The following is a 19,097-nucleotide window of genomic DNA, read 5'->3' as shown; positions in this document are numbered from 1 at the left end:
GATAAGAAGTATTGCCATGAAATCTTATCTTCTAACCGATACGAAAACGCGTATCAGTTACTGGAATTGGCACAGTACCGTAGCCTGTTGCCGAAGCTTCATAGGACCCGTCCCTCCGCTTCTCTGGACAATCCTTATATGAATTTTCTGAAAATAATATATTTTGTATTTCAGCGAGTGCTTTCCAAAAAGTCAACTATACTTATAAAATTACTATGAATATTAAATGCTAAAGATTATAAAAATTGAAATAGAAGTTAAAGCATTTATACATAAATTTGAAATGAATTATGTATAGGAGGGTTTTACATAAACTGTATTGCATTTTAAAATAATGTAAATGTATAGTAAAAATAATATTAAGCTATTAAACATAAATGAAAATTTATTACACTTAGGAATTAAAATAAATCATTTACGCAAAAAGTAACAAATTTTTAGAAAGAGGCATTACAATAAAAATGTAATTAAATAAAAGGAGATGAAAAAAATGGCTGACATTTTCGGTTTTATCAAAAAAGTGTTTGACTTATTAAGTAGCATCCTTGTACACGGTGAACCAAGAAACTAAATGGTTAAGGCTGAGGCAGAAAAAATTGTCTCAGCCTTTTTATTTTAAATAGATAAAAATGCTATTGCATATACTTTGAAATAATAATGTATATAAAGTTAGGTTCATTCACTCAATGCGCTTCCTAAAAGTTTATCATTTTTTAGGCATTAATACTTCAGATTTATAAAGCTTTTAATGTGTAAAATAATCATAGTGGACAATAAAATCATAAAATATTTTTGCAAAGTATTATCTTCGTGGTAAACTCTATATTGTCCAGTCATAGCTCAATGATGGGAGATGTTCACTTTCTCTTATTGAACAGTGACCGAATACCAAGTTCTAGATTGAGACAGGCTTATCATAACTGCAATCGATGCTGTTTAAATCTGGAACTTGTCTAATGATTATAAGAGGAGTAAAACGAGAGTGAATAAAAAAAACAAATCATTATTAGTGAACGTATTCGTTTGTTTTGTTGCATTAGTCATATTAATAGGCAGTTTGAGTTTATACCGTTATTTTAAAAAGCAGCATGAACAAGAACTGACAAATTTTCAAGCGAGTCAGCAAGAGAAAAAGAAAAATAGCGTTGAGAATACGGATTATATTCCCCGCTTAAAAACGGTACTTGATCAAAAGAATCTGAATTATAACCAAATTGACCAGTATTTAAAAAATGTGCAATTCAACGGTTCTATCGCTGTTTTTGAAAATGGTAAGTTAAAGATGAACAAAGGCTATGGATTTCAAGATTTAGAGAACGGGAAACCGAATGATCCAAATACTCTTTACTTGATTGGTTCAGCTCAAAAGTTTTTAACAGGAATGATGGTTAAAAAACTCGAATTAGATGACAAAATTAATATTAATGATGACGTGGATCGATATTTATCTCATTTTGAAACGACACCGAAAATTACGTTGAAAGACTTGATGTTACATCGTAGTGGTCTATACAAGTACAAAGGTTCTAAAGATATTCTAAATTTAGACGAGGCTGTCGATTCAATTCAAAAAAGAGGCGTGGATCTGAAGCATTATCACAAACACTTCTATAATGATGCAAACTACCTCGTACTCGCAAAAGTGATTGAAGAAGTGACACATCATACTTATGCCGAAAATTACTATAAATATTTCGGCAATCCTTTCCAACTTAAACATAGCGCATTTTACAATGATGTACGTTATAAAGAAGATATGGCGAAAGGCTATCAATTAAATAAAAATGCGCTAGTATTTAAACCGCCTATGTTTTTGAATCAATATTATGGAGCAGGTAATTTATATATGTCAGTACATGACATGGGGGTGCTCGTTAGAAAACTTCAAATGAATAAAGTTTTCCCATCAAAAGATACAAAGCCCTATCTTCATGAGTTAATGACAACACGATATCCTGAAAAATATCGTTACGGTTTTTACACTTATCCTGACCATAACCGAATTAATGGTATTTTTTATGGTCAAACCTTTACGACATATTTTAATGACCATTATATCGTTGTCTTAGCGACAAATTATGAAAACCCTAAACCTAACTTAAACGAAGCTAAAATTAAGCATATTTATTTTAATATTTTAAAACAGCATAAAGTAACGAATCATCCTGGTTTAACCGTAGCTGCAACGAATGATTAAAAAAAGCATGAATGAGAGTATGAAATTAAAAGAATTTCTGTCTCATTCATGCTTTTTCTATTTTCATGGCGCACTATCGATAATGATTTCGTGTAATACTTTTGATATGAATGATTCAAGTTTGGCTTTTAAAATGTAGTCATGATGTGTATTGAGGAAAAACGTATAAATTGTGATTGAAAGGGAGTAAAAGATGATTATGTGTTAACACGTATAGTAAATTAGCCAATGTTCCTCGATATAATGGTTGTTGATTTTTCTGGCTTTTTCTTCTAAGCCTAAAAATTCGAAACCGATTTTATCAAAGAATACTTTAGCTATAATATTATTTGATGCAACAGATACCATAATATTTTCTATGCCATGATTTTTGGCGTATTGAATAAAGGCATCAATTAATTGATGGGCTAGCGATTCATCGCGATATTGAGGTGTGACATATAAACTTTGGATAAGGGCTTTGTGTTTTTTAGTGATGTGCTGGCTATGGTAAAGTTGTAAAAATCCAACGAGCGTTTCATCTTGAAAAGCACCGAAAACGAGATTCGTATTATGATTTTCAGGGTTGAGAAGATTGTGGATTTCTTCGTCTGTAATTTCAGGAGGGGTGTTAAATTCGTGTAAAAAAGTGAGTGGATCATTCTGGTAAGCTTCAGTCATGAGTTGTTTAAATTGGCTGGCATCATTATCGGTTAATATTTTAATCATAGGCAACCTCCCGCTTCTTGTTTAAAAATTTCTTCAATTACAATCATAGTAAATAACATTTAAAATTTCAATGTTATTTTAGGTTTTATAGATTTTATATATTTGATATATAAATTGATGTGATTTTATTGCTTTGTATCGTTAAAATGTAATAGAATTAATTTTTTTAATTGTGATGAATTGACTCAACTGACAATGAAAGGATTTAAAATTTAAGAGGGGTTAGCGAGAGGTGGAAGTGCAAATAAGGTTCAAAGCTATGATTAAAATGAAGACATACGATCAAAAGTATCTAGCCTATGAATTAGAAATATAAAAAGCGATGAAACACGAAAATCAAATCCGTTGTTCCATCGCTTTTTTATTTAGATTTATTTATTCAACAACTTCTACATTAAGTGTTACATCAATGTTGCCTTTTGTAGCTTTTGAATAAGGGCAAAAGGCATGTGCTTCTTCTAGTGATTTTTCAGCATCTTCTTGTGAGATGTTTTTAACTTTAGCACGTATATCAACGGCTAATTTAGGACTTTCACTGTCAGGATCTTCTTGAAGTTTAACTGTTAAATCGACAACGGGTTCTGCTTTACGAAAACCGTTTCGTTTTAAGATTAAATCAAAAGCACCGTTGAAACATGAAGCGTAACCTGTTGCGAAAAGTTGTTCAGGGTTTGTCTCATTTTCTTTAGCGTTATCAGGAGGTGCTAGGTCAAATTCCAATTTTTTATCGTCTGTTTGTACGTGACCTTTACGACCACCTGTATTGGTTGCAGTTGTTTCATAAATTGTTGACATCAATGATTCCTCCCTTAAATACGTATCTTTCAATCTTTACCCATTTACTTGTTTTTTAATCATCACATCTTTTCAAAAAGGCAGTGATACGCTATAGTGAGTATATTCAGAAATGACTGACAACTTCAGGAGGGATTAATATGACAAAAATTAAAGTATTTGATGTTAGAGAAGATGAATTACCAGCACTTCAACAATGGATTGAAGCGCATAAAGGGACAGTTGAAGTAGAATTAACAGCGTCTCCTTTAAATGAACAGCAACTTGAAACATTAGATGATGTCGATGGGGTGACAATTTCGCAAACAACATCATTTAATAGTGCTTATTACGAGCGATTGGTAGATAAAGGGATTCATCATATCGCACAGCGTTCAGCGGGTTATGATCAATTTGATTTAGAAGTTGCTAACCAATACGGCGTTAAAATTTCCAATGTGCCAAGCTATTCTCCTCAATCCATTGCTGAATTTGCGGTTACACGTACATTAGAATTAGTACGTCACACACCACAAATTGATAAAAATATTGTGGCACAAGACTTTACTTGGAATTTAAATCTACAGGGGCGTACCATTGAATCGCTAAAAATTGGGGTCTTAGGTACCGGGCGTATTGGTCGCCGCGCTGCTAAAATTTTTAGTGGTTTTGGATCAGAGGTTTTAGCTTATGACTTACTTCCTGATGATGATTTGAGGGATGTTGTGACATATGTGGATAGCTTGGAAGAACTCGTTTCAAAAGTAGATGTATTAACATTACATATTCCTGGTTCAAAAGAAAACCATTATTTGATTAATGAGGCAGTACTACGTCAAGCACAACCAGGCCTTATTATCATTAATGCTGCCCGTGGTAGCGTGTTGGATACACAAGCACTCCTTAAAAGTTTAGACGAAGGGATTGTTGCAAGTGCGGCAATCGATACCTATGAGAATGAAGGGGCATATTTTAGACATGATTGGGGAAATAAAAAATTAGATGATCCAGTATTACAAACGTTGTTAGAACACGAAAATGTGTTGGTTTCTCCACACGTTGCATTCTATACGGATGAAGCTGTTAAAAATTTAGTGGATATCCCACTAGAAGATGTTTTATCATTTATTACGACAGGTCAAGCTGTAAATATTGTCAATCCATAAATGAGAAAAGGTGAATCATCATTGAAAACACAAATTGTAGCAAGTTTTATGCCACGTCAAAAGCAGTTATCGGATGAACAACGCGCATTGATTCAACAAAATGCTGCTTTTTTTGACATTCTTGAATTGCGAATTGACGCCTTAGCAGAATGTCGCACCATTGTTGTAGAACAACTTATCGACCAAATTTTAGAAAACTATCCAACTAAGCCGTTCGAAATCTTAGTGACTTATCGTACACAAAGTCAAGGTGGAGAAGGGCATTACGAAAAGGAAGACTACTTTAAGCTGTTGCGCGGATTAACACAATTAAAAGAAATTGATTTAATTGATGTTGAATGGGCGCATGATCAACAAGAGCGAGGGGAGATTGTATCACAAATTCATCAAGCTGGAATGGTTTCGATTGCCTCTTACCATAATTTTGAAGAAACACCGCCGATAGAAGTTTTGAAAAAAACCTACTATCACATGTCTCAACTAGGAGCCAATCATTTAAAAATTGCAGTCATGCCGAGAACGACACAAGATGTGTTAGTGCTATTACAAGCCCTTTCTGAATCGAGCGACGCCTTACAACAGTGGATAACAGGGATTTCAATGTCGCAATTAGGTTTGATTTCACGAACTGCCCAAAACACTTTTGGTGGGGCACTTTCATACGGTGCATTGGAAGAAGGGGTAGCTCCCGGCCAACTTCATGTTAAACAATTAGCAGAAGTACTTCCATTGTACAGTTTATTTGAAAGTTAAAAGACTCTCGTTTATAATTGATAATGATTATCATTTTAAGGGGTAGATAGAGATGGAGCTTCGTGAAGCAATTAGTTCAAGAAGAAGTATTAAGAAGTTCAAAAGGGATATGTATATTGATGAATCTGCGTTGAAAGAAGCAATATTAGAAGCGGCTGACGCACCTAATCATGGTATGCGCGAACCGTGGCGCGTTGTCTACGTGCCTAAAAATAAATTAGGCGAAATGAGCCGAGAAATATCAAGATATGCATTCCCAAAAGATAAAGAGAAGCAAGAAAGTCATTATGAGGCCGTTACAAATTTGGGAGGATTTTTAGCGCTCATTATGACATGTGATGCGAGACAGAGAGAAGAAAATGAGAACTATTTAGCTATTGGCGCTTTCGCACAAAATCTATTGTTGTTATTGTATGAAAAAGGCATCGGAACATGTTGGAAAACACCGGATTATATTTTTAAACCCAAAATCAGAACCATCTTTGGCGTGGCACCAGATGAAAAACTTGTTGGATTTATTTATTTAACAGATTTAAAAGATGAGGCAGATTTTCCAAAAGTAGAACGCAAAAATAGAGGAATATTAACAGAGTATATTTAGTCCAAAACGTTGTTTGGATTGGATCACCGAAAGCGTTCCATTAAACGCAACTCTAAGTAGATAAGGGATAACATATTTGCGTGCATAGATAAATAGAGGGGCTAGGACATCATCTCGTCCTAGCCCCTCAAATGATTAGCCTAAGCTTTCAGCTAAATAGTTTTCAACTTGTTCAGGTGATTTTGCATTAGCAGAGTGTAAGTGGTGTAATTTTTGGCCATCTTTAAAGATTAAAATACTTGGAATACCCATAACTTCGTATTTTTCCACCGCTTGATCAAGCTCATCACGATCAACAGAATACCAATCATATTGATTGTATTTTTCAATAATTGGATCAATCCACATATCCATCGCTTTACAGTCTGGACACCAGCCAGCTTCAAATTTAATAATAACAGGTTGTTTACTTTGGATGATTTGATTGAATGATTCCATGTGAGTAATGCGTTGCATCTAAAACATCTCCTTTATATCTATTACGTAACGACATTATAACGGATTTCATAGATGAAGTCATCTATGTGATTCATTGATAAACAAAGGCTAAGGTCGTGCATCTCCTAATATTTAACATTTTTGATATAGAGCATAAAGCAATGGAAGCAGATGGCGTCTTGTGAAACCATTCGATATTCCGCCCATCTATATATTCAATATAAAACAATATGGCAATGATTTTTTTGAAAAAAACAAGCATTTTAATTAATAATTTGATATATTAAAATTAATTGGAATAAGGAGGTCAAAGGCATGATCAAATTTTATCATTATCCAAATTGTACAACATGTAAAAAAGCAGCGAAATTTTTATCTGATCATGGGGTGAGCTATGAGCCTATCGATATTGTACAGCACACACCGACAGAAAAAGAGTTTCGTCAAATTATAGAAAAATCAGGCTTGGATATTAAAAAGTTCTTTAATACACATGGCGCAAAATACAGAGCGTTAAATCTTAAAGACAAACTAGAAAATATGAATGAAGACGAAAAAATAAGTTTACTTGCTTCTGATGGCATGTTAGTAAAGCGACCATTAGCAATCTTAGGTGATAAAGTGACAGTCGGCTTTAATGAAGAGGTCTATCGCAATACTTGGCTATCATAAAATAGTTGATAGAACCGTTCCAATATGTCATGATAAAATTGTAATTGTAAACATTATAGGAGGGGATTAACGTGGCAGTGCCAAGCGAATTAAAATATTCTAAAGAACACGAATGGGTAAAAGTTGAAGGTCAAACAGCGACAATTGGAATTACAGATTTTGCGCAAAGCGAATTAGGTGATATTGTCTTTGTAGAGCTTCCAGAAGCAGAAGATGAACTTACTGAAGGTGAAACTTTCGGAAGTGTGGAATCAGTTAAAACTGTTTCTGAATTGTATTCTCCTGTATCAGGAAAAGTCATCGAAGTGAATGAAGGTTTAGAAGACGAACCTGAAGCGGTTAACGAATCACCTTATGAAAAAGCTTGGATGGTAAAAGTTGAATTAAGCGATGAAAGCCAATTAGATGCATTATTAAGTGCAGCTGATTATGAACAAATGATTGGTGAATAATGCCCGCATAAAGACTCCTCGGTAATCTGATTATCAAGGAGTTTTTTGTACTCAAATATTTTTTAGAAGGTGAAGACCATGGCGATGATCAATAAGGTTATTGTTGTAGAAGGTAAATCTGATAAAAAACGTGTTCAAGAGGTGTTGTTAGAACCTGTCGAAATTATATGTACACATGGAACGATGGGAATTGAAAAATTAGACAATATGATTGAATATTTGTATGATAGACAGGTCTACATTTTGGTAGATTCAGATGCGGAAGGTCGAAAAATCCGCAAATGGTTTACAACTTATTTGAGTGAGCGCATCGATATTTTCATCGATACGAATTATAGTGAAGTGGCACGTTGTCCACGCGATTACCTCTCTAATGTATTACAACATTTTGGATTTAAAGTAAAAAAAGATTTTTATGTTAAAGGGAAGTATTCATATCATGAGTGTTTCAGAGCAATTGAACAATATATATAGAAATAAAGATGAAAACGTTCATCTCATATTTGGTTATACACCGATGTGTGGGACATGTAAAATGTCTGAAAGAATGTTAGATATTGCAAATGAGATGACACAGTTACCTATTGTGAAAATAGATTTAAATTTTCATCCAGATTGGAGCCAAGCAAATGAAATACAGTCTGTGCCTGTGTTAATGATCATGCATTATGATCAAGAAGTAGAAAGGTTATATGCTTTTCAATCTGTACCGTACTTGTTAGAAAAATTAAAAAAAGTAATTGACGCATGTTGATTACAATGATAAGATTAATATCAATTAAATAGTCAGAAAACTCTTATCCGGAGTGGTGGAGGGATGTGCCCTATGAAGCCCGGCAACCGTCTAGTATATAGAAATGGTGCCAATTCACATAAAGTAAAAATTTTACTTTTGAAGATGAGAGAAAAGCGATTTGTGTTAATGCTTTCTCTTTCATTTTTTAAAAGAGAAAGCATTTTTTATTTTGCAGATAAGAGGGGAAACACAAGGAGGAACAGTATGATTGAGCTTAAAAACATCGTTAAAAAGTACGAAAGTAAATCAAAATCTGTAACAGCTGTAGATCATGTTGACCTAAAGATAGAGAAGGGTTCAATCTATGGTATTATCGGATTTTCTGGTGCTGGTAAAAGTACTTTAATACGATTATTTAATTATCTAGAAACACCTACATCAGGCGATGTGATTATCGGCGGGGATAACATAGGACAGTTAAGTAAAGCAGATTTACGCAAAAAACGACAAAAAGTCAGTATGATTTTCCAACACTTTAATTTATTGTGGTCAAGAACGGTAATGGATAATATTATTTTCCCACTAGAAATTTCAGGAGTTGCAAAAAGTGAAGCAAAGCAGATAGCATTAGAGCTCGTTGAACGTGTTGGTTTAAAAGGGAGAGAGCATGCGTACCCTTCTGAATTATCAGGTGGTCAAAAACAACGTGTCGGCATTGCGCGCGCACTTGCCAATGATCCAGAAGTATTATTGTGTGACGAAGCAACAAGTGCACTTGACCCTCAAACGACAGATGAAATATTAGACTTGCTTTTACAACTTAAAAAGGAAAAGAATTTAACGATTATTATTATTACACATGAGATGCACGTTATTCGTCGGATTTGTGATGAAGTATCTGTAATGGAAAATGGTCGTGTCATTGAGCAAGGTAAAGTTTCTGATATTTTTGAAAATCCACAGCACGCAGTGACACGCCGCTTTGTTCAAGAAGACTTGAAACCGAGTGATGAAAGTGATGAGCTTGTAGCGACATTTCCTCTAGCAAAAGATGATGTTTTGATTAAATTGACTTTTTCTGGCGATAATACAACACGTCCGATATTGTCTCATCTATCGCAAGAATATCATCTTTCAGCCAATATTTTAGAGGGTAATATTAAACATTCAAAAACGGGAACTATAGGCTATTTACTCGTTCACATTCAAGATGTCTCAAAAACAAATTTTGATGAAGTACAAGCGGACTTAGAGTCACAAAATATCGATGTAGAGGTGGTCAGTCATGGGTAAGAGTTTTAGCGAAATACTTCAAGAGATGATAACGATGCCGAATGTACGTTGGCCGGATGTTTGGGTAGCGACATATGAAACGCTATACATGACAATCATCTCAACAGCATTCTCATTTATTTTTGGGCTCATTTTAGGTGTGATTCTGTTTTTAACATCTAAAAGTAAATCTAAAGCAGGACGTATATTTTATAGTATTGTTTCTTTCATTGTGAATTTATTTAGAGCGATACCATTTATCATTTTGATTTTATTGTTAATTCCATTTACAAGTTTACTATTAGGTACAATCAGTGGTCCAACGGGTGCTTTACCTGCTTTAATCATTGGGGCATCTCCTTTCTACGGTCGACTCGTAGAAATTGCGCTTAAAGAGATTGATAAAGGCGTTATTGAAGCGGCGAAATCAATGGGAGCGACAACTTGGACAATCGTATTAAAAGTATTAATACCAGAATCACTACCAGCCTTAATTTCAGGTATTACTGTAACAGCGATTGCTTTAGTAGGATCTACTGCAGTGGCAGGTGTTATCGGTGCTGGTGGTTTAGGTAACTTGGCATACTTAACTGGATTTACGCGAAATCAAAACGACGTTATTTTAGTTTCAACCATTTTAATATTAATTTTGGTATTTATTATTCAATTCTTAGGGGATTGGATAACGAATAAAATAGATAAACGCTAATAATAGTGAAGAGGAGACTGTTTTAATGAAAAGATTTTTATCGATTATTGTTGTTCTTGTTGTTGCAGTTGCTTTAGCCGCATGTGGAAATGGTTCTGATAGTAAAAAAGAAGACAAAAAGATTGTTGTTGGTGCTTCACCTGCGCCACACGCTGAGATCTTAGAAGAAGCAAAGCCATTATTAAAAGATAAAGGTTATGATCTGGAAATTAAAACAATTAACGATTATACAACACCGAACAAGTTGTTAGATGCTGGCGAATTAGATGCAAACTTTTTCCAACACACACCTTATTTAGATACTGAGAAAAAAGACAAAGGTTATAAAATCGAATCTGCTGGTAATGTTCATTTAGAACCTATGGCGGTGTATTCAAAAAAATATAAAAGCTTAAAAGATTTACCAAAAGGAGCAGAAATTTTCGTTTCTAACAACCCAGCTGAACAAGGTCGTTTCTTAAAATTCTTCGTTGATGAAGGTTTAATTAAGATTAAAAAGGGTGTAAAAATCCAAGACGCAACATTTGATGATATTACTGAAAATAAGAAAGACATTAAATTCAACAGTAAACAATCTGCAGAATTCTTACCTAAAACATATCAAAATGGGGAAGGTGATGCGGTCATCATCAATTCAAACTTTGCAATCGAGCAAAAATTAAATCCACAAAAAGATTCTATTGCAGTTGAAAAAGGAAATAATAACCCATATGCAAACTTAATTGCTGTTAAAGAAGGGCATAAGGACGACAAGAAAATTAAAGCTTTAATGGAAGTATTACAATCTAAAGATATTAAAGACTTTATTAAAAAGAAATACGATGGTGCAGTTGAACCAGCGAAATAAATATCTTTGTGAAAACGTGTTTCAAATACTTGAACGCGTGTTAGCGAGATATGTATCAATGATTTGAACTTAATTTAATGCGTAGTACAAACGATTATCGACTATAAGTGTATGAAAGTGAATGTACTACGCATTTTTTATACCTATTCGCACTCAGAATCAAGCTGTTGTTATTTGAAAGGAGCATACATATGAAAAAATTAACGCTATTACTTACATCTATTGCAGTATTCGCACTTGTATTAACGGGCTGTGGACAAGATAAAACGAGTAAAGCAGATGACAAAAAAATAGTTGTCGCAGCAACACCAACACCCCACGGTGAAATTGCTAAAAAAGCTGGCGAAATTATGAAAAAGAAAGGTTACGATGTTCAAATTCGCGAAGTCAATGACTACAAAATCCCGAACAAGTTATTAGATAAAGGCGATGTCGATGCTAACTTATTTCAACACGTTCCTTACTTAAAAGAAGAGAAAAAATCACACGGCTACAAAATTGAAGAAGTTGGCAAAGTTTTAACAACTCCTATGGGCGTCTACAGTAAAAAACATAAAAGCTTAAAAGATTTACCTGATGGTGCGAAAATCTATATTTCTAATAACCCAGCAGAAGAAGGACGTTTCTTATCATTCTTCGTAAAAGCAGGATTAATTAAAATCAAAGACGGCGTTAAAATTGAAGATGCAAAATTGGATGATATTGTTGAAAATAAAAAGCATTTGAAATTTGATAACCAACAAGGGGCAGAGTTTTTACCTAAAACGTATAACAATAATGAAGGCGATGCGGTTATTATGAATTCAAACTATGCGATTGACAATGGTTTGAAACCACTTAAAGATTCTATCGCAGTCGAGGATGAATCGTCACCATTTGCGAATGTTTTAGCTGTCAAAGAAGGCCATAAAAATGATAAGAAATATCAAGAGTTTCTAAAAGCCTTACAATCTGCTGAAGTGAGAGACTACATTAAAAAAGAATACGATGGTGCAGTGATTCCTGCAAAATAACATTGATAATTAAAGTGACAGTTTGAGAATTTCATCTCGTAATCGATAATACGGATTCAGTAATAGATTTCACCTTCTTTAATAAGAGACTTAAAGATTGTCATTGATAGGGAGAAAATGAAGCTTCTTCTAAGTGGAATCAATCAAAAATGTACCGAGTTTCTTCCTATTTAAATAAATAATAATTTTATAATAATCAATGAAAAGGCGGGACAATGAAATCAAATCGATTTCTGTCCCGCCTTTCTATATGATTTAGGCTTCATTAGTAAAGCGACCTAAAATAAAACTGATTATAAATCCTAAGAGAAGCGTGATTATCGATGCTAACCATGTAAGGCCCTGGTTAGGCAAACCAGGAAAGACTGAAAATAGTGAACCGATCACTAAACCAAGTATGGCTGCATAAGTGAGATAAGTGTAATGTTTTAACAAATACGTAATCACTTTACTTGCGATTAGAAACCCTACAACTATCCCCATACCTACCATTAAAATGACAGGTAAAGCTTCGAAATTGAAACGTACAATTTCAGAAATGGAATAAGTTACAGTACTGTATACACCGAATAATAATAATATAAATGATCCAGAAACCCCTGGTAATAACATCGCACTTGATGCACATACACCAGCAATAAAATATTTAATGAGCATTGGCAGGGACAAATCAATATAGCTAGGTGCAGCATGTGAAGTATCACCTTTAAAAAATGCCATCAATGCAAGTGCTATAATAGCCACTCCCATAATAACCCAATGCTGGATTTTGTATGTTTTTTTGTAATGTGAAATACGCAATAGAAATGGAATAATCCCTAAAATTAATCCAAAAAAGAAAAACATCGTCGGTACTAAGTGTGTTGCTAACAGATAATTGATAACGCTACTTAAAATGCCGATTGCCAAAGCCATTCCGATAATAATAGGTAATAAAAACAAGATACTTTTTTTGAAATGCTTTGAAAAAACACCACTTACAGAAGCGATAAAATCATCATAAATGCCTAGGAGTAATGCGATTGTGCCGCCACTTACACCGGGAATTAGATCACTAATGCCCATCGCAAAACCTCTAGGTATATTTGAAATCTTAAATTTCGACATGATTCTATTCCTTTCCTTAGTTTATCGTTACATCATACCACATTATAACTGATTTCAATCCTATGTCATCTATAATATGTGTCAAAAATGACGAATGAGAACAGGAGGGATGTGATTATCAATAACTTTTCTAAAAAGGATTCTGGTTTGCTTTCTTAAGATGTCTTGTAATATAACCCGAAACGGTTTATAATTCCCATCATTTCCGTTATAATTAGCAATTAGAGACCAAAGAAAACTTTTTGACGTTACATTAAAATTATTATAAACTAAACTATGGAATCTAACATTATTTTGGAGGGAATATTAATGCCATCAACATTAGAAATTAAAGACTTACATGTGTCTATTGAAGATAAAGAGATATTAAAAGGTGTCAATTTAACGATCAATACTGGGGAAATTCACGCGATCATGGGGCCAAATGGTACTGGGAAATCTACTTTATCATCAGCAATTATGGGGCATCCGTCATATGAAGTAACGAAAGGTGAAGTATTATTAGATGGGGTCAATGTTTTAGAATTAGACGTAGATGAACGCGCTAAAGCGGGTCTATTCTTAGCAATGCAATACCCATCAGAAATCACAGGTGTTTCAAATGCAGACTTCATGCGTTCAGCTATGAATGCACAACGCGAAGAAGGTAACGAAATTAACTTAATGCAATTTATTAAGCAACTTGATAAACAAATGGATTTCTTAGACATGGATAAAGATATGGCACAACGCTACTTAAACGAAGGATTCTCAGGTGGTGAGAAAAAACGTAACGAGATTTTACAATTAATGATGTTACAACCTAAGTTTGCTATTCTTGATGAGATTGACTCAGGTCTTGATATTGACGCTTTGAAAGTCGTATCAAAAGGAATTAACGAAATGCGTGGCGATGAATTTGGTGCGTTAATCATTACACACTACCAACGTTTATTAAATTACATTACACCGGATCACGTTCACGTTATGTATAATGGTATCGTTGTGAAATCTGGCGGTTCTGAATTAGCGAAACGTCTTGAAGAAGAAGGTTACGAGTGGGTTAAAGAAGAATACGAAACAGCCATTTCAAATCAATAATCATCATAGGAGGAAATAATTATGACTACTGAAACATTAAATATTTCTGAAGCACAACTTGTTGATTATTCCCAATCTCAAAACGAACCTTCTTGGATGACAGAGTTAAGAAAAGAAGCGTTTAGACAAGCTGAATCTTTGGAAATGCCAAAACCTGATAAAACGAAATTAAATAAATGGGATTTTGATTCATTCAAACAGCATGAAACACAAGGTGCTGTGTTCCATGATTTAAAGGAATTACCAAGTGAAATTGACCGTATTATCAACGTTGAAAACACAGAAAATCTTGTGATTCAACATAACAATACATCTGCATATACAAAAGTTAATGACAAAGCACTTCAAGATGGTGTAATCATTGAGCATATAAGAGAAGCGTTAATCAATCATAGTGAATTAGTTCAAAAGTATTTTATGAAAGATGCTGTTACGGTAGATGAACACCGCTTAACTGCTTTGCACACTGCTTTAATGAATGGCGGAATTTTTGTATACGTTCCTAAAAATGTCGTTGTTGAACATCCAATTCAATATGTTGTACTTCATGACGATGAAAATGCGAGCTTCTTTAATCACGTTCTTTTAGTGACTGAAGAGAGTGCCGAAGTGACTTACGTTGAGAATTATCTATCAACTGCAAGTGGAGAAGGAAATCAATTAAATATTGTTTCTGAAGTCATCGCAGGTGCCAATTCTAACATTTCATATGGTTCTGTAGACTTCTTAGATAAAGGTTTCACTGGGCATATTATCCGTCGTGGTGTGACAGAAGCAGATGCAACAATTAAGTGGTCTTTAGGTTTAATGAATGAAGGCGATCAAATCATCGACAACACAACAAACTTAATTGGTGACCGTTCAACTTCTGAACTGAAGTCAGTTGTAGTCGGACGTGGCGATCAAACAATTAACTTAACATCAAGAATTGTACAATATGGTAAAGAAACCGATGGCTACATCTTAAAACATGGTGTAATGAAAGAAAATGCCTCATCCATTTTCAATGGCATTGGACATATTAAACATGGCGGTTCAGGTTCTGCTGCTAACCAAGAATCACGTGTGTTAATGTTATCTGAGCATGCACGTGGGGATGCGAACCCTATTCTACTTATTGATGAAGACGATGTAGAAGCAGGACACGCGGCATCTGTTGGGCGTGTTGACCCTGAGCAACTTTACTATTTAATGAGTCGTGGTATTTCACAACGTGAAGCAGAACGTCTTGTCATTCACGGATTCTTAGATCCAGTGGTACGTGAATTACCAATTGAGGATGTACAGCGTCAATTACGAGAAGTTATCGAATTAAAAATAGGCAAATAATACAATTCTAGAAAGGTCTGTGATTGTAGTGGCCGATACAAAATTAGATGTAGAAGCAATTATCAAAGACTTTCCCATTTTAGACCAAAAAGTCAATGGCAAACGTCTTGCATATTTGGATTCAACAGCAACAAGTCAAAAGCCTAAGCAAGTGATTGATACATTACGTGACTATTACGAGCGATATAATTCTAATGTTCATCGTGGTGTGCATACGTTAGGCTCACTTGCAACAGATGGTTATGAAGGTGCACGCGAAACGGTGCGTCGTTTTATACATGCTAAACACTTTGAAGAAATTATTTTCACACGTGGAACAACAGCTTCTATAAACATGATTGCACATAGTTATGGTGATGCAAATGTGGGACAAGGTGATGAAATCGTTGTAACCCAAATGGAACATCATGCGAATTTAGTGCCTTGGCAACAGCTTGCACACCGTAAAGGAGCGAAACTCAAATTCATACCGATGTCAGAAGATGGCACATTATCCATTGAAGCGGTTAAAGAGACCATCACCGATCAAACTAAAATTGTGGCTATTGCGCATGTTTCAAATGTTTTAGGTACAATTAATGATATTAATGCAATTGCTGAAATAGCACATGCACATGGTGCCATTATTTCAGTGGACGGTGCACAATCTGTACCGCATATGAAGGTAGATGTCCAAGATTTAAACGTTGATTTTTATAGTTTTAGTGGCCACAAAATGCTTGGACCTACAGGTATCGGCGTTTTATATGGTAAACGTGAACTATTAAATGAAATGGAACCGACAGAGTTCGGTGGAGATATGATTGATTTTGTTGGTTTGTATGAAAGTACATGGACAGATTTACCTACAAAATTTGAAGCGGGAACGCCTCTGATTGCACAAGCGATTGGTTTACAAGCAGCTATTGAGTACATTGAATCTATTGGATTTGATGCTATTCATGCGCATGAGCAAGTACTGACGCAATATGCTTACGAACAAATGTCTCAAATCGAAGGTATCGATATCTATGGCCCAGCTAAAGACAATCGTGCGGGCATTATCACCTTCAATCTCAAGGATGTTCATCCTCACGATGTGGCAACTGCTCTAGATACTGAAGGTGTTGCAGTTCGTGCAGGCCATCATTGTGCACAGCCGTTAATGAAATGGCTCAATGTATCATCAACAGCGCGGGCAAGTTTTTATATTTATAATACAAAAGAAGATGTGGATCAACTTGTCGAAGGATTGAAACAAACGAAGGAGTTTTTCTCATATGAATTTTAATAACCTAGACCAATTATATCGTTCAGTTATTATGGATCATTATAAAAATCCTCGTAATAAAGGTGTAATCGAGGATGGTACGATGACAGTGGACATGAATAACCCAACATGTGGTGACCGTATTCGTCTCACATTTGATATCGTCGATGGCATCATTAAAGATGCGAAATTCGAAGGTGAAGGTTGTTCGATTTCAATGTCGAGTGCGTCAATGATGACTGAAGCGATTAAAGGGCATAGTTTAAAAGAAGCAATGCAAATGAGCCAAGAATTCACAAAAATGATGCTTGGTGAAGATTATGAGATTACTGAAGATATGGGAGATATCGAAGCATTACAAGGTGTTTCTCAATTTCCAGCACGAATTAAATGTGCCACACTCGCATGGAAGGCACTTGAAAAGGGTACAGTTGAAAAAGAAGGTAAAAGTGAAGAATAACACTTAAATGGTGTATACGAGGAAACGTATTTCAAAATAGAGAATTGGGTAGTCAAAGGGTACTCATGTATTAATTAAGAAATAGGAGTGATGATTGATGGCTAAAAAAGCACCTGATGTAGGCGATTATAAATATGGCTTCCATGATGAAGACGTATCAATTTTTAGATCAGAGCGTGGTTTGACAGAAAATATTGTACGCGAAATTTCAAGAATGAAAGATGAACCTGAATGGATGTTAGACTTTCGTTTGAAAGCTTTAAAGTTATTCTATAAAATGCCGATGCCTCAGTGGGGTGGAGATTTATCAGAATTAGACTTTGATGACATTACGTATTATGTCAAACCTTCAGAACGTTCAGAGCGTTCTTGGGATGAAGTGCCAGAAGAAATTAAACGTACGTTTGATAAATTAGGTATCCCAGAGGCAGAACAAAAATATTTAGCAGGTGTGTCTGCACAATATGAATCTGAAGTCGTTTACCATAATATGGAAAAAGAACTAGAAGAAAAAGGTATTATCTTCAAAGATACAGATACTGCACTTAAAGAGAATGAAGACTTGTTTAAAGAGTATTTCGCATCTGTTATCCCTGCTGGTGACAATAAGTTTGCCGCTTTAAACTCAGCTGTATGGTCAGGTGGTTCATTCATCTACGTGCCTAAAAATATTCAATTAGATACACCTTTACAAGCATACTTCCGTATTAACTCAGAAAATATGGGACAATTTGAGCGTACACTCATTATTGCTGATGAAGGTGCCTCTGTTAACTATGTTGAAGGATGTACAGCACCAGTGTATACGACAAACTCTCTACACTCAGCGGTTGTAGAAATTATCGTCCACAAAGATGCACACGTACGTTATACAACAATCCAAAACTGGGCTAACAATGTTTATAACTTAGTTACTAAACGTACGTTCGTTCATGAAAATGGTAACATGGAATGGGTCGACGGGAACTTAGGATCTAAGTTGACAATGAAATATCCTGCTTGTGTATTATTAGGTGAAGGTGCTAAAGGTAGCACGCTTTCTATCGCTTTTGCAGGTCAAGGTCAAGTCCAAGATGCAGGTGCAAAAATGATTCATAAAGCACCGAACACATCTTCTACAATTGTGTCAAAATCAATTTCTAAAGATGGCGGTAAAGTGGTTTATCGCGGCATCGTTCACTTTGGACGTAAAGCGAAAGGTGCACGTTCTAATATCGAATGTGATACTTTAATCCTTGATAACGAGTCAACTTCTGACACAATTCCTTACAACGAAATTTTCAACGATAATATCTCACTTGAACATGAGGCAAAAGTTTCTAAAGTTTCTGAAGAGCAATTGTTCTATCTCATGTCACGTGGTATTTCTGAAGAAGAAGCAACAGAAATGATCGTTATGGGATTCATTGAACCATTCACAAAAGAATTACCAATGGAATATGCCGTTGAAATGAACCGATTAATCAAATTTGAAATGGAAGGTAGTATAGGCTAGTTGTAACTACTGATGTTATGCGATTTTCATGTTTTAAAC

Annotated in this window: 21 protein-coding genes and 2 riboswitches; of the genes, 17 read left to right on the top strand and 4 right to left on the bottom strand. The window is 34.9% G+C overall.

Going from position 1 to position 19,097, the window contains the following annotated elements:
* Positions 1-21: 21 nt before the first annotated feature.
* Positions 22-134, bottom strand: a riboswitch (SAM riboswitch).
* An 848-nt stretch (positions 135-982) separates the two neighbouring features.
* Entirely contained in the window at positions 983-2,197 is a 1,215-nt protein-coding gene (locus tag C1H58_RS00950; RefSeq protein WP_165545030.1) for a serine hydrolase, read from the top strand.
* 204 nt (positions 2,198-2,401) lie between these two features.
* Here the strand turns inward: C1H58_RS00950 and C1H58_RS00945 are convergent, their stop codons facing one another.
* Positions 2,402-2,905: a GNAT family N-acetyltransferase gene (locus C1H58_RS00945; RefSeq protein WP_165545029.1), complete on the bottom strand. Its 504-nt coding sequence runs from the start codon at positions 2,903-2,905 to the stop codon at positions 2,402-2,404.
* A gap of 375 nt (positions 2,906-3,280) precedes the next feature.
* The gene (locus C1H58_RS00940) at positions 3,281-3,700 is read right to left on the bottom strand and encodes an organic hydroperoxide resistance protein (protein WP_165545028.1); all 420 of its coding nucleotides are present in this window, start codon (positions 3,698-3,700) and stop codon (positions 3,281-3,283) included.
* Positions 3,701-3,840: 140 nt separating this feature from the next.
* On the opposite strand from C1H58_RS00940, the gene C1H58_RS00935 reads away from it, so the two are divergent.
* From C1H58_RS00935 to C1H58_RS00925, 3 genes are read left to right on the top strand one after another with little or no spacing between them, the layout of a single operon-like run.
* Positions 3,841-4,845 (top strand): D-2-hydroxyacid dehydrogenase, encoded by a 1,005-nt coding sequence (locus tag C1H58_RS00935; protein ID WP_165545027.1) that lies wholly within the window; start codon positions 3,841-3,843, stop codon positions 4,843-4,845.
* Between the two features lie 21 nt (positions 4,846-4,866).
* Complete coding sequence (gene aroD, locus C1H58_RS00930; protein ID WP_165545026.1) at positions 4,867-5,598, top strand: type I 3-dehydroquinate dehydratase; 732 nt, start codon at positions 4,867-4,869, stop codon at positions 5,596-5,598.
* Positions 5,599-5,650: 52 nt separating this feature from the next.
* On the top strand, positions 5,651-6,199 hold the full coding sequence (locus tag C1H58_RS00925) for a nitroreductase family protein (protein WP_103356656.1): 549 nt from the start codon (positions 5,651-5,653) through the stop codon (positions 6,197-6,199).
* A 135-nt stretch (positions 6,200-6,334) separates the two neighbouring features.
* Here the strand turns inward: C1H58_RS00925 and C1H58_RS00920 are convergent, their stop codons facing one another.
* On the bottom strand, positions 6,335-6,655 hold the full coding sequence (locus tag C1H58_RS00920) for a thioredoxin family protein (RefSeq protein ID WP_165545025.1): 321 nt from the start codon (positions 6,653-6,655) through the stop codon (positions 6,335-6,337).
* Between the two features lie 297 nt (positions 6,656-6,952).
* Here C1H58_RS00920 and C1H58_RS00915 point away from each other — a divergent pair, with 297 nt between their 5' ends.
* The 8 genes from C1H58_RS00915 (at position 6,953) to C1H58_RS00880 (ending at position 12,338) form a co-directional block, all read left to right on the top strand.
* Positions 6,953-7,309: an arsenate reductase family protein gene (locus C1H58_RS00915; protein ID WP_050345918.1), complete on the top strand. Its 357-nt coding sequence runs from the start codon at positions 6,953-6,955 to the stop codon at positions 7,307-7,309.
* A gap of 71 nt (positions 7,310-7,380) precedes the next feature.
* A complete protein-coding gene (gene gcvH / locus C1H58_RS00910) occupies positions 7,381-7,761 on the top strand; it encodes a glycine cleavage system protein GcvH (protein ID WP_050345917.1) in 381 nt (126 codons plus the stop codon).
* 78 nt (positions 7,762-7,839) lie between these two features.
* Entirely contained in the window at positions 7,840-8,235 is a 396-nt protein-coding gene (locus C1H58_RS00905; protein ID WP_050345916.1) for a toprim domain-containing protein, read from the top strand.
* Entirely contained in the window at positions 8,201-8,515 is a 315-nt protein-coding gene (locus C1H58_RS00900) for a thioredoxin family protein (protein ID WP_060830245.1), read from the top strand. The genes C1H58_RS00905 and C1H58_RS00900 overlap by 35 nt, the downstream gene beginning before the upstream one ends.
* Positions 8,516-8,555: 40 nt before the next feature.
* Positions 8,556-8,666: riboswitch (SAM riboswitch) on the top strand.
* Positions 8,667-8,761: 95 nt separating this feature from the next.
* Positions 8,762-9,790 (top strand): methionine ABC transporter ATP-binding protein, encoded by a 1,029-nt coding sequence (locus C1H58_RS00895; protein WP_060830244.1) that lies wholly within the window; start codon positions 8,762-8,764, stop codon positions 9,788-9,790.
* A complete protein-coding gene (locus tag C1H58_RS00890; protein ID WP_050331560.1) occupies positions 9,783-10,478 on the top strand; it encodes a methionine ABC transporter permease in 696 nt (231 codons plus the stop codon). Before C1H58_RS00895 ends, C1H58_RS00890 begins: the two co-directional genes overlap by 8 nt.
* A gap of 25 nt (positions 10,479-10,503) precedes the next feature.
* The gene (locus C1H58_RS00885; protein WP_016424575.1) at positions 10,504-11,325 is read left to right on the top strand and encodes a MetQ/NlpA family ABC transporter substrate-binding protein; all 822 of its coding nucleotides are present in this window, start codon (positions 10,504-10,506) and stop codon (positions 11,323-11,325) included.
* A 191-nt stretch (positions 11,326-11,516) separates the two neighbouring features.
* Positions 11,517-12,338, top strand: coding sequence for a MetQ/NlpA family ABC transporter substrate-binding protein (locus C1H58_RS00880; protein WP_165545024.1), 822 nt, complete (start codon positions 11,517-11,519; stop codon positions 12,336-12,338).
* A gap of 255 nt (positions 12,339-12,593) precedes the next feature.
* On the opposite strand, the gene popT is transcribed toward C1H58_RS00880, so the two are convergent.
* Complete coding sequence (popT, locus tag C1H58_RS00875; protein ID WP_165545023.1) at positions 12,594-13,445, bottom strand: polyprenyl-phosphate transporter PopT; 852 nt, start codon at positions 13,443-13,445, stop codon at positions 12,594-12,596.
* Positions 13,446-13,754: 309 nt separating this feature from the next.
* On the opposite strand from popT, the gene sufC reads away from it, so the two are divergent.
* The 5 genes from sufC to sufB all read left to right on the top strand — a co-directional run bounded on the left by sufC (position 13,755) and on the right by sufB (position 19,058).
* Entirely contained in the window at positions 13,755-14,525 is a 771-nt protein-coding gene (gene sufC / locus C1H58_RS00870; RefSeq protein WP_050331557.1) for a Fe-S cluster assembly ATPase SufC, read from the top strand.
* Positions 14,526-14,546: 21 nt separating this feature from the next.
* Positions 14,547-15,854 carry a Fe-S cluster assembly protein SufD gene (gene sufD / locus C1H58_RS00865; protein WP_165545022.1) on the top strand — a complete coding sequence of 436 codons (1,308 nt, stop codon included), beginning with the start codon at positions 14,547-14,549 and terminating at the stop codon, positions 15,852-15,854.
* Between the two features lie 28 nt (positions 15,855-15,882).
* Positions 15,883-17,124 carry a cysteine desulfurase gene (locus C1H58_RS00860; protein WP_060830243.1) on the top strand — a complete coding sequence of 414 codons (1,242 nt, stop codon included), beginning with the start codon at positions 15,883-15,885 and terminating at the stop codon, positions 17,122-17,124.
* Entirely contained in the window at positions 17,114-17,563 is a 450-nt protein-coding gene (gene sufU, locus C1H58_RS00855; protein ID WP_050331554.1) for a Fe-S cluster assembly sulfur transfer protein SufU, read from the top strand. Before C1H58_RS00860 ends, sufU begins: the two co-directional genes overlap by 11 nt.
* Before the next feature lie 97 nt (positions 17,564-17,660).
* Complete coding sequence (sufB, locus tag C1H58_RS00850; protein ID WP_016424582.1) at positions 17,661-19,058, top strand: Fe-S cluster assembly protein SufB; 1,398 nt, start codon at positions 17,661-17,663, stop codon at positions 19,056-19,058.
* Positions 19,059-19,097 lie beyond the last annotated feature (39 nt).

The organism is Staphylococcus sp. 191 (assembly GCF_011174885.1).
GTDB lineage: Bacteria > Bacillota > Bacilli > Staphylococcales > Staphylococcaceae > Staphylococcus > Staphylococcus coagulans.
The sequence above is the reverse complement of the archived record's forward strand: the minus strand, read 5'-3'. Positions and strand labels throughout refer to the sequence as shown.

Coding starts and splice junctions, on each gene's coding strand:
- C1H58_RS00945 (WP_165545029.1), bottom strand. CDS start 2,905: ATGATTAAAATATTAACCGATAATGATGCCAGCCAATTTAAACAACTC.
- C1H58_RS00940 (WP_165545028.1), bottom strand. CDS start 3,700: ATGTCAACAATTTATGAAACAACTGCAACCAATACAGGTGGTCGTAAA.
- C1H58_RS00935 (WP_165545027.1), top strand. CDS start 3,841: ATGACAAAAATTAAAGTATTTGATGTTAGAGAAGATGAATTACCAGCA.
- C1H58_RS00925 (WP_103356656.1), top strand. CDS start 5,651: ATGGAGCTTCGTGAAGCAATTAGTTCAAGAAGAAGTATTAAGAAGTTC.
- C1H58_RS00920 (WP_165545025.1), bottom strand. CDS start 6,655: ATGCAACGCATTACTCACATGGAATCATTCAATCAAATCATCCAAAGT.
- C1H58_RS00915 (WP_050345918.1), top strand. CDS start 6,953: ATGATCAAATTTTATCATTATCCAAATTGTACAACATGTAAAAAAGCA.
- C1H58_RS00905 (WP_050345916.1), top strand. CDS start 7,840: ATGGCGATGATCAATAAGGTTATTGTTGTAGAAGGTAAATCTGATAAA.
- C1H58_RS00900 (WP_060830245.1), top strand. CDS start 8,201: ATGAGTGTTTCAGAGCAATTGAACAATATATATAGAAATAAAGATGAA.
- C1H58_RS00895 (WP_060830244.1), top strand. CDS start 8,762: ATGATTGAGCTTAAAAACATCGTTAAAAAGTACGAAAGTAAATCAAAA.
- C1H58_RS00890 (WP_050331560.1), top strand. CDS start 9,783: ATGGGTAAGAGTTTTAGCGAAATACTTCAAGAGATGATAACGATGCCG.
- C1H58_RS00885 (WP_016424575.1), top strand. CDS start 10,504: ATGAAAAGATTTTTATCGATTATTGTTGTTCTTGTTGTTGCAGTTGCT.
- C1H58_RS00880 (WP_165545024.1), top strand. CDS start 11,517: ATGAAAAAATTAACGCTATTACTTACATCTATTGCAGTATTCGCACTT.
- popT (WP_165545023.1), bottom strand. CDS start 13,445: ATGTCGAAATTTAAGATTTCAAATATACCTAGAGGTTTTGCGATGGGC.
- sufC (WP_050331557.1), top strand. CDS start 13,755: ATGCCATCAACATTAGAAATTAAAGACTTACATGTGTCTATTGAAGAT.
- sufD (WP_165545022.1), top strand. CDS start 14,547: ATGACTACTGAAACATTAAATATTTCTGAAGCACAACTTGTTGATTAT.
- sufU (WP_050331554.1), top strand. CDS start 17,114: ATGAATTTTAATAACCTAGACCAATTATATCGTTCAGTTATTATGGAT.
- sufB (WP_016424582.1), top strand. CDS start 17,661: ATGGCTAAAAAAGCACCTGATGTAGGCGATTATAAATATGGCTTCCAT.